Annotated in this window: 12 protein-coding genes and 1 pseudogene; 11 read left to right on the top strand and 2 right to left on the bottom strand. The window is 63.5% G+C overall.

All coding sequences use genetic code 11. The features are described 5' to 3' along the window. The 8 genes and pseudogenes from ACYCUK_RS14885 to ACYCUK_RS14850 all read left to right on the top strand — a co-directional run. Nucleotides 1–899 (top strand): IS110 family RNA-guided transposase (locus tag ACYCUK_RS14885; protein WP_461595489.1); only part of this gene is annotated, 899 nt, incomplete at its 5' end. Between the two features lie 313 nt (nucleotides 900–1,212). Further along, nucleotides 1,213–1,428, top strand: coding sequence for a hypothetical protein (locus ACYCUK_RS14880; RefSeq protein ID WP_461595488.1), 216 nt, complete (start codon nucleotides 1,213–1,215; stop codon nucleotides 1,426–1,428). 361 nt (nucleotides 1,429–1,789) lie between these two features. Next, nucleotides 1,790–2,101 (top strand): hypothetical protein, encoded by a 312-nt coding sequence (locus ACYCUK_RS14875; RefSeq protein WP_461595487.1) that lies wholly within the window; start codon nucleotides 1,790–1,792, stop codon nucleotides 2,099–2,101. Beyond that, nucleotides 2,098–3,084 carry a DNA adenine methylase gene (locus ACYCUK_RS14870; protein ID WP_461595486.1) on the top strand — a complete coding sequence of 329 codons (987 nt, stop codon included), beginning with the start codon at nucleotides 2,098–2,100 and terminating at the stop codon, nucleotides 3,082–3,084. The genes ACYCUK_RS14875 and ACYCUK_RS14870 overlap by 4 nt, the downstream gene beginning before the upstream one ends. Nucleotides 3,085–3,096: 12 nt before the next feature. After that, complete coding sequence (locus ACYCUK_RS14865; protein ID WP_461595485.1) at nucleotides 3,097–3,351, top strand: AbrB/MazE/SpoVT family DNA-binding domain-containing protein; 255 nt, start codon at nucleotides 3,097–3,099, stop codon at nucleotides 3,349–3,351. Between the two features lie 303 nt (nucleotides 3,352–3,654). Next, nucleotides 3,655–3,810 (top strand): annotated as a pseudogene (locus ACYCUK_RS14860) (TOTE conflict system archaeo-eukaryotic primase domain-containing protein); the annotation flags it as partial. A gap of 100 nt (nucleotides 3,811–3,910) precedes the next feature. Then, the gene (locus ACYCUK_RS14855) at nucleotides 3,911–4,318 is read left to right on the top strand and encodes an SCO family protein (protein WP_461595484.1); all 408 of its coding nucleotides are present in this window, start codon (nucleotides 3,911–3,913) and stop codon (nucleotides 4,316–4,318) included. Between the two features lie 19 nt (nucleotides 4,319–4,337). Continuing rightward, a complete protein-coding gene (locus tag ACYCUK_RS14850) occupies nucleotides 4,338–5,681 on the top strand; it encodes a chloride channel protein (RefSeq protein WP_461595483.1) in 1,344 nt (447 codons plus the stop codon). A gap of 129 nt (nucleotides 5,682–5,810) precedes the next feature. Here the strand turns inward: ACYCUK_RS14850 and ACYCUK_RS14845 are convergent, their stop codons facing one another. Further along, a complete protein-coding gene (locus ACYCUK_RS14845) occupies nucleotides 5,811–6,026 on the bottom strand; it encodes a zf-HC2 domain-containing protein (protein WP_461595482.1) in 216 nt (71 codons plus the stop codon). Beyond that, nucleotides 6,023–6,607, bottom strand: coding sequence for a sigma-70 family RNA polymerase sigma factor (locus tag ACYCUK_RS14840; protein WP_461595481.1), 585 nt, complete (start codon nucleotides 6,605–6,607; stop codon nucleotides 6,023–6,025). Before ACYCUK_RS14840 ends, ACYCUK_RS14845 begins: the two co-directional genes overlap by 4 nt. A 215-nt stretch (nucleotides 6,608–6,822) precedes the next feature. Between ACYCUK_RS14840 and ACYCUK_RS14835 the strand changes: the two genes are divergently transcribed. The 3 genes from ACYCUK_RS14835 (at nucleotide 6,823) to ACYCUK_RS14825 (ending at nucleotide 9,086) form a co-directional block, all read left to right on the top strand. Continuing rightward, nucleotides 6,823–7,152 (top strand): BufA1 family periplasmic bufferin-type metallophore, encoded by a 330-nt coding sequence (locus ACYCUK_RS14835; protein WP_461595480.1) that lies wholly within the window; start codon nucleotides 6,823–6,825, stop codon nucleotides 7,150–7,152. Nucleotides 7,153–7,233: 81 nt separating this feature from the next. Next, the gene (locus ACYCUK_RS14830; protein ID WP_461595479.1) at nucleotides 7,234–8,202 is read left to right on the top strand and encodes an MbnB/TglH/ChrH family RiPP precursor modification enzyme; all 969 of its coding nucleotides are present in this window, start codon (nucleotides 7,234–7,236) and stop codon (nucleotides 8,200–8,202) included. Next, nucleotides 8,199–9,086 (top strand): HvfC/BufC N-terminal domain-containing protein, encoded by an 888-nt coding sequence (locus tag ACYCUK_RS14825; protein WP_461595478.1) that lies wholly within the window; start codon nucleotides 8,199–8,201, stop codon nucleotides 9,084–9,086. Before ACYCUK_RS14830 ends, ACYCUK_RS14825 begins: the two co-directional genes overlap by 4 nt. Nucleotides 9,087–9,104: the final 18 nt, after the last annotated feature.

Genomic DNA, 9,104 nt, shown 5'->3' with positions numbered 1-9,104 from the left:
GGGCGCCGTGCGTGATCGTGATGGAGGCGTGTGGCGGCGCACACCATTGGGCACGCGAGTTGCGCGGGCTGGGCCATGAAGTGAGGCTGCTGCACGCCCAGGCGGTGCGGCCGTTCGTGTCGGGCAATAAGACCGACGCGACGGACGCGCGGGCGATCTGGCTGGCGGTGCAGCAGCCGGGCACCAAGTTCGTGGGCGTGAAGTCGCTGGCGCAGCAGGCCACGTTGACGCTGCATCGCCAACGCGAGTTGCTGATGAAGATGCGCCTCATGCAGACCAACGCACTGCGCGGTTTGCTCTACGAGTTCGGAGCGACGTTCGCCAAGGGAACCAAGACCATGTTGGGCGAGGTCGAGGTGGCGCTGGAGGCGCTGTCGAACACATTGCCGCAGACGGTCGCCGACAGTCTGCGCGAGCAGGTTCAACGGATCAAGGTGCTGGGCGAGGACATCGCCGCGATCGAGAAGCGCTTGGCATTGCAGCTACGCCAGGACGCCGACATGCGGCGCATCGCCGAAATTCCGGGCGTGGGCGTGCTCACGGCCACGGCGGCCATCGCCACCATGGGTGATCCGCGAGCATTTCGCTCGGCGCGCGAGTTCTGCGCCTGGCTGGGCTTGGTGCCCAGGCAATGGGGCACGGGCGGCAAGGTGCGGCTGCAAGGCATCTCCAAGCGCGGTGACAGTTATGTGCGAACGCTGCTGATCCATGGCGCGCGATCCGTGCTGTCGCACGCCAAAGAGCCGGGACCTTGGCTGGAGCAGATCCAAGCGCGGCGTCCGGCCAATGTGGTCATCGTGGCCCAGGCGGCCAAGATGGCGCGAACGATCTGGGCAGTCACCGCACGGCAGCAGGAGTACCACAGGGGCTATCGCAGCGTCCGTCCGCAAGCGGTCTGACAGCACGACAGCCGATTCAATCACCAAACCTCACGAAAGGATATGGAACGCCTTTGTAGGCGATAAGGCAGCAAGACGCAGCGTGATGTGAACCGGTCGGACCGGGGCAAGCCAAACCTGAATGGGTGCTCGGACTTCAACAGTCCGCTCTAGGAGATGAGGCGCTTGTCCGCGAATGACATCGGGGCCAGCAAGCACGCCTGGGCAACCAGGCCGCTTGCAACCAAGGCCGGATATAAGGCAGCAGCCGACTTCTTCACAGCACAACGCCAATTGCCACTTGATCGCCGGGGGGCATCCATATAAGATTCCCATGCGCGAAGAACGCCTCTACCCCCTCCTCGTCCAACTCGTCGCCGCCGGCGCGACGCTCGAAGAATCCCACCACGCCGGCCGGCGCTACACCTTGATCGCCGCGCACCAGCGTCTGCCCATCAGCGCCGGCCTCAGCGTCAAGCTCGAACGCGAGGGGCGCATTCGCCCGCTGTGCCGCATCAGCGGCAAGACCCTCTGGGTGGCCCGCGCCTGAAGTCTGTCGGCTGCCGGCTGTCGAACAACCGGCAGTCGGCAAGCCCGTCTGGCCGACTGCACCCATCGCCTGGCTTGGCCGACTTGCGCAGCCACGGCCGTGCGGGATGATGGTTCTGGCGATGCCCCGGTGGGCATCCGAGGAGAACCCGATGGCGATGTTGGTGGCGACGTGGATCCCGTTCCTGGTTTTCAGACAGCAGGGGCGACCCGGGGCGGCAGTGGCCGGGGGTCTGCACAATCTCCTGGGTGGGCGCATCGCCCCACCCGTCCCGCCAGCAGCGCCGCCTGCGCGGCCTTCCTGCCGCAGGCTTGACGGCTGCTGACGCTGTTGTTCGATCCCCTTTGTCCAAGGATGACCCATGGTCGTTGATCCCCAATCGTTGAGCCCCACCGCCCGGCAATTCCTGGAGCTGGCCGGCGACGATGGCGTGCCCTGCCGCACGCTGCGCCGACGCTGTGGCCATGGCAGGCCCGCGCCCAGCATCCTGGGGGCGGTGTTCGGCTCGCCCGATGACTTCAGCTTCTTCATCGCGTTCCTGCGGCGGCGGGGGTTTGCCGCCCGGGTGGACAGCCGGCACGCCTGGCGCCGCCATCTGGTGTTCAGCCCGGATGCCGTGGTCGGGGCGGAGGACGGGGTCGGGGCGGAGGATGCCTCCGGAGTGGCGTCATGACGCGTCGCTCACGTCCCTCGCGTTCGCCCCGGCCGCTGTCCAGGCCGGTGTTGCGCTTCTTCGGCTCGAAGTGGCGTATCGCCCCCTTCATCCTGCGCCACTGCCCGCCGCACCGGGTCTATGTCGAGCCCTACGGGGGCGGTGGGTCCATCCTGCTGCGCAAGCCGCGCGCGGTGCAGGAGGTGTACAACGACATCCACAGCGAGGTGGTGAACCTGTTCCGGGTGCTGCGCGACCCGGCGCTGGCCGTACGGCTGCAGGAGGTCTGTGTGCTGACGCCCTATGCCCGGGAGGAGTTGATGCTGGCCTTCGACGTGGCGCAGGATCCCGTGGAACGCGCCCGGCGGCTGCTGGTGCGGTCCTGGTTCGGCCTGGGGCAGGATACGGCGACCGGGGGGCGGCGGCACTATTCGACGTTGAACACCAGGGTGTCGCAGGCGGGGGTGCACTATGCCCAGCTCTGGGCGCAGTGGCCGCTGCAGATTGCGGCGTTCACGCAGCGTCTGGCCGGCGTGGTGATCGAGAACCGCGAGGCGCTGGAGGTCATCGCCCGCCATGACGGGGCGCAGACCTTGATCTACGCCGACCCGCCTTATGTGCGTGAAGCCCGGGGGCTGGGGGGCTATGCCGATGAGATGAACGATGCCGAGCATGCCGGGCTCGCCGAGCGGCTGCATGCGGCGCAGGCCATGGTGCTGCTGTCGGGCTATGCCTCGCCCTTGTATGACCGCCTGTATGCCGACTGGGAGCGGGTGGAGCTGGCGACGCGGGCGCACAACCTGGGGCGCAGGCTGGTGGCGCGCATCGAGGTGCTGTGGCTCAACCCGGCTTGTGCGGCGGCGTTGCGGGCGGCTGAGGTGACTGAAGTGGCCGGGGTGGCAGGGGCAGGGGCGGAGGACGACAACGTCCGCACGACCGCATCCCCCGCCCTGCAGCCCCAGGGCGTCCAACTTGCGGACATCCAACTTGCGGATCAAACCTGAAGGAGACGGACGATGTCGTTCATGATGGGGGTGTATGCCACTGGGGCGATGGCCGTCCTGGGCACCCTGGGGAGCTTGTTGTTCGTGATGCGCCTGGCGGAGCGGACGCAGCAGGAGAACCAGCACCGCAGGATTGGGGTTCCGCCCGAGATCCTCAAGGCTCTCGGGGTCGAGGCGGGGGATACCTTGGTTTGGGAGGTCGGGGAGGATGGGACGGTGCGCGTGCGCCGGGCGGCGCGGGCGGCGAAGCCGTCGGAACGCCCGTGATGCGCCGGAAGGTGGATGTGCTGGAGGTGGGGCGCCAGTTGTCGAGCGAACCCTCGGGTCGGCCCCAATCGGCGTCGACCTTGCCGGCGGAGATGCCCGATGGTGGCCTTGCTGGAGCAGCGTGGCATCGCTTGGCGCGCAGCCGAGCGCGCCGGGGCTGTCCACGGTCACGAAGGTGGTACTGTTTCGCCGTCTGTTCCGTGGCCGCAGCGATCTCTACCCGGTGTGCTGGGAGAGCAATCCCTCGGGCAAGACGGGCATGCGCCAGCTTGTGCCCATGTATGACATGCTGGGACCTGCGAGAAGCCGCGCATCCCCTGCAGCGACTGCCGTCATCGTCGGCTGCTGCCGCTGTCGGATGCGGTGATCGACGATCACCAGACGGGCAGGCACACCATCGGGGTCTATCCCCTGCTGGAGGATGACTCTGTAGTCACCTGCCCTTTCACTGAGATCTAGATGACATTAGCCAGCAGATGACACCCTTGCAGTTCACCGCCATGAAAACCCTGACCATCAGATCGTCTCAGCGAACCACTACCTCGGCAAAGTCATTCTGGTGTATTTTGGCTATACCCATTGCCCGGATGTTTGTCCGCTAACCATGGCCCACATGGCGCGCGCTGTTCAACGGCTCGGGGCAGAAGCCAAGGATGTGCGCATCTTGTTTGTCACCGTGGATCCCAAACGCGATACGCCGCAAGTCCTTCGTGCTGACACCGCCGCATTCAGCCCGAAGGCTCGCGGCATCACGGGGTCACCCCAGCAGATCAGGGCGCTCGCATCCCGCTACCACGTGGCCTACACGTATGGCAAGCCGGATCCAAACGGCAATTACACCGTGACGCACAGCGCAGCAATCTACGTGTTCGATGAGAAGGGGCAGGGTATGCTCATCGGGACCGAAGTTACGCCCCCGATTGAGATCGCCCATGATTTGAAGCAGCTTATCCGCATGGGGACCTGAGCCGCCACAGCCAACACGCATGACACTGCTTACCGCCGAACCCACCTCATCACCAGGTTCCTCCCGCAAGCGTGCGTGGAGACGTTTAGTCAAAAGCCGTTCTCGCCGGCTGTTTTTGCAGTACGGCCTGCCTTGGGGCGCTGCACTCCTGGTGGGGCTGGTGGCTGTGCTCTATGCGCAGTGGAGCAACGATGCCTACAACGTCTTCATCGGCTGGATCGCCGGGCGTGCCTGGCTGGCCTTTCTCATCACCCCGGCTTTCACGGTGCTGGCCGTTTTTCTGACGCGGCGCTGGTTCTCCGGCAGCGAAGGCAGCGGCATTCCACAAGTGATTGCCGCGCTGCACGCACCCCGCGATGAAACCCTGATTCACCGCCTGTTCGGTTTGCGCGTGATCGTGGGCAAACTTGTGGTGTCGCTGCTCGGCTTTCTGGGCGGCATGACCATCGGCCGCGAAGGCCCCACGGTGCACATCGGCGCGGCCATCATGGCCGAGACGCGACGCTTCTATCCCCACGCCGGCCCGAAGCTTGAGCGTCAGTTGTTGCTGGCCGGCGCTGCGGCAGGGCTTTCCGGCGCGTTCAATACACCACTTGCCGGCATCATCTTTGCCATTGAGGAGATTGCGCGCGATTTCGAAAGCCGCACCAATGGCACCATGATCACCGCCGTGGTGTTCTCGGGCCTCACCTCTTTGGCGCTTGCCGGCAACTACTTGTACTTCGGCCAGATCAATGTGCCACAGAACTTCGATATCGGTTTTGTGTTCCCCGTCATCCTCACCGCCATACTCTGCGGCCTGCTTGGTGCTGCGTTCAATTGGGCGCTGCTGCACTGGGAGGTGTGGATGCCAAAGCCGCTGCAGGCATGGCGCGCGCACAAGCCGCTGGCCTACGCACTGATCATCGGTCTGGCGATTGCGGCGCTGGGAGTTGCCACTGGGGGGGAGACCTGGGGCAGCGGCTACGACCAGGCACGGCATTTGCTGGAGGGCACGGCGCCGCTGAGTCAAGGTTACGCCATCACCAAGTGGGCGGCCATGGTGATCAGCTACATGGCCGGCATTCCCGGCGGGCTGTTCTCGCCTTCACTGTCCATCGGTGCGGGGCTGGCGCAATGGGTGCACATCGCCTTTGCCTGGGCGCCTATGCCGGCGCTCATCGCGCTGTGCATGACGGGGTACTTGGCTGCGGTCACGCAATCACCCATCACCTCCTTCGTTATCGTGATGGAAATGACCAACGGCACCGGCATGGTCATCCCGATGATGGCCACCGCCTTGCTGGCCGCGCGCCTCTCGGGCTTGTTCACGCCACCGCTGTACGAGGCGCTGGCGCAGAAGAACTACTACCCGAAGTCATGACGTCATTGGTGTGCGTCTTCTACCAAGATTTCACCGTTCACCAGCCTGACCTTTGAGATCTGCTGGCCGTTGATCCTCAACGGTCGTCAGGCTGCTGGCGGGCGTAACCAAGCAAGACTGCAGCCGAGCTTACTTCGGTTCGTCCGAATCGTCTCCCCGGTAATGCCGCCAGTTGTTCATGGCCTGACGCATCGTCAGAACCTGCTTCTCAAATCGCGGGCAGGCTTCGCACATCAGGAAATGCAAGCGGATTGCCAATCGCTCTGGAAAGCTGAGCACGCGGTCTTCCCGCGCTAGGACCAACGCGGAAATTTCCCGGCATGAGCGGAGTGTGGCGAGTTTCACAGTGATGATTGTCCAAACCAGTTGAATTGCAGACACTCCCTTAGACGTAGACGACCACGGGAGAGCATCTTCCATACATTGGTCGGAGAAACGCGCAATTCCTGACAGATGGCCTTGGTGTCGAGTTCCAGCCATTCGCGCATCAGGAACACGCGGCCAATTTGTCCCGGCAGAGTGTCCAGGCAAGCCTCGAGCACTTCGAAAAACTGGCGCTGTTGCAGCGCCTCGGCGGGAGCATCCCAGTTCTGTGGCAGGGTCTGGAATTGACCGTCGGGCTTGAACACTAAATCTTCGAGTTGCTCGTCGTCTTCGTCGGTGTCATACGGACATTCGCGCTGACGTAGGCGCAGTTGATCGAGCACCTTGTGCTTGAGGATGCCCACCACCCAGGTCTTGAATTGCGATTTGCCTGTAAAGCGCGCGGTGCTTTCCAGCGCGGCCAACAATGTATCTGACACCGCATCCTCGGCCCAGGACAGGTTGCGCAACTGCAGTTGCGCCAACCGCAGCAGCATCGGGCGTAGAGCCTCGATGCGAGCATGGAGTTCGGTGGAGTCCTTTGTGACTGCTTTGGTGGGCATGGGTACGTTGATCATTACACCTGGGGTTGCGCCGCATTCTTCCATAGGCCTGCATGTCATGTTTGGTATGGACATGGGCCACGGGTTTACCCCAATGCGTTGTTTTGTCAGGAATCACCTTGCAGGCCGACCAAGATGCAACCCGGTCATCCAATGCCCGGGTCCATACGGGCGTACTGCCTGCTTCCGCATCCACTCTTCTCAGGAGCCTCACCATGAACAAGCGTCAATTCCTCAGCACCGCGGCCGCATCCATGCTCGCCATGGGCGTGCTCGTCGTAGTCCCCGCAGCGCATGCCGAGAGCATGGGCAAATGTTTTGGCGTGGCCACGGCCGGCCACAACGACTGCGCCGGGATTTCAGGTCTGCATTCTTGCAAAGGCACCACCACCATGAACTACAACCCAGGCGACTTCGTCGTCAAGCCTACCGGCACTTGCGAGAAGATGGGTGGGCTGACGATGGAGCAAGCCAAGGCAGTTCTGGCTAACCCGGCAGAAACCAAAGCGTTCGAAGAAAAAATGCAAAAAAAAATGGGTGCATAACTTGTCCTTGACGGGGTTGGCCGGTCAATGTCGGCACTTCGACCGGCGCATCCCCTCTGCAATCGGCTAACGGAATTCGCCATGCCCACAGCACTGACAGCCCAAACGCTCCACGTCGGCATCGGCCTGCGCCAGCCGCATTACCGCGACTTCCGCGCGGCGCAGCCTGACGTCGGTTTTGTCGAAGTGCATTCCGAGAATTTTTTCAACCCACATGATGCGGCGGCGCAGGTTCTGACCTTCGTGCGACAGGATCACGCCGTCAGCTTGCATGGCGTCGGTCTGGCGCTGGGTTCGGCCTGTGGGCTGGACGCGCAGCATTTGGACAAACTTGCCGCGCTCGTTGAGCGCATCGAACCTGTGCAGGTGTCGGACCATGCCTGCTTTGCCCGGGCACCGCTGGCCCCAAGCGGCATCGTCCATGCCAACGATCTGTTGCCTGTGGCGTTCACACATGGGCAGCTCGCCATTTTTTGCTCCAACGTGCAGCAGGTGCAGGAGCGTCTGCGCCGGCCCATCCTGGTAGAAAACCTCAGCAGTTATTTGGACTTTGCCGATTGCGATTTCAGCGAGCCGCAATTCTTTGCCGAACTGGGTGCGCGCACCGGCTGCGGCCTGCTGCTGGACGTGAACAACCTGATGGTCAATGCCAAGAACGCCAATGAGCCTGATCCCCTGCGCGCCGTGTGCGACTGGCTGGATGCTCTTGCCCGTGCCTCATCGCCAAGGCTCGTGCGTGAGATGCACCTTGCTGGTCATAGCGTGCAGGATGGCGTGGTGATTGACGACCATTCCGACGTGGTTTCGCTGCCGGTGTGGATGGCCTACGCTCACGCCTTGCGGCATTTCGGCCCCGTGCCTACGCTGATCGAGTGGGACACCGCATTGCCCGCGCTCGATGTGCTATTGGGCGAAGCCGCGCAAGCGCAAGCGCTGCTTGACGAGGCTGCGGCCGGTCTCGTCCCGAACGTGGCCTGGCGCAGCATGAACAACTTGGCTGATCTGGAGCGCTTGAGCTCCGAAGGTGCCCTGCTGGAGTGTTTGCGATGAGCGCCTCGAATCAGCCTCCCGTGGAGCCGCCTCACGAACTTGAAGCTCGGCAACGCGAAGCGCAACGCCAGCGCAGCCTGCTCGCTGCCCTGTTCGCCCCCCAGCCCACCTCAATCCCGACGAACGAACTTGCAATACGTCAGCGCGGCGCGCGCTGGCTGGCCGGACTCTCAGACTATCGCGCCAACGGCTTGGCCCATGCCGTCGAAGCCTTGCGCGCGCAGTTCCCCAGCATGTTGGCCATGCTGGGCAAGCAATCCTTTGAAGCCGTTTGCGTCCGCCATTGGTACAGCCGCCCGCCCAGGCAAGGCGATCTGGCCTGGGTTGGTGCGGATTTTCCGCAAACCGTCGCTGAACAAGCCGAGTTGTTGCCGTGGCCTTGGCTGGCCGACTGCGCCCGATTGGATCTGGCACTTTGGCAAGTTCTGTTCGAACCTCCCGCCGGACTGACGCAAGATGATTTGCAGCGCCTTGCTGCGGATGACCCCATTCAATTGCATATGCGGTTGGCTCCCGGCACCCGTCTGATTGTCTCGCCTTGGCCCATCGTCACGCTGTGGCGATTGCACCGCGAGCCCGAACCTGATGCTCTGGGAATTCGCGCAGCTTTGCAGCAACCCGGTGAGACCGCCTGGGTCTGGCGTGAAGGTCTGCAAGCGCAGTGCACTGCGCTTGCCCCAACTGAGGCGCAATGGATGTCGGCGTTGGAAACCAGCCCGACGTTGGCCGCAGCGCTGGATGTCGTGCCCGACACATTCGACCTGACGGCTTGGCTGCACCTTGCCGTTGCACATGGCTGGCTGGAGGGTGTGCAAGACCTTCGCGGCACGGCCACCATCGCAGAAGTCGATGCACACATCGGCCCGCGATCAAGGCCGCAATGAACGCGCTCCATGCCCGCC

The organism is Thiomonas sp. (genome assembly GCF_054608695.1).
The sequence above is the reverse complement of the archived record's forward strand: the minus strand, read 5'-3'. Positions and strand labels throughout refer to the sequence as shown.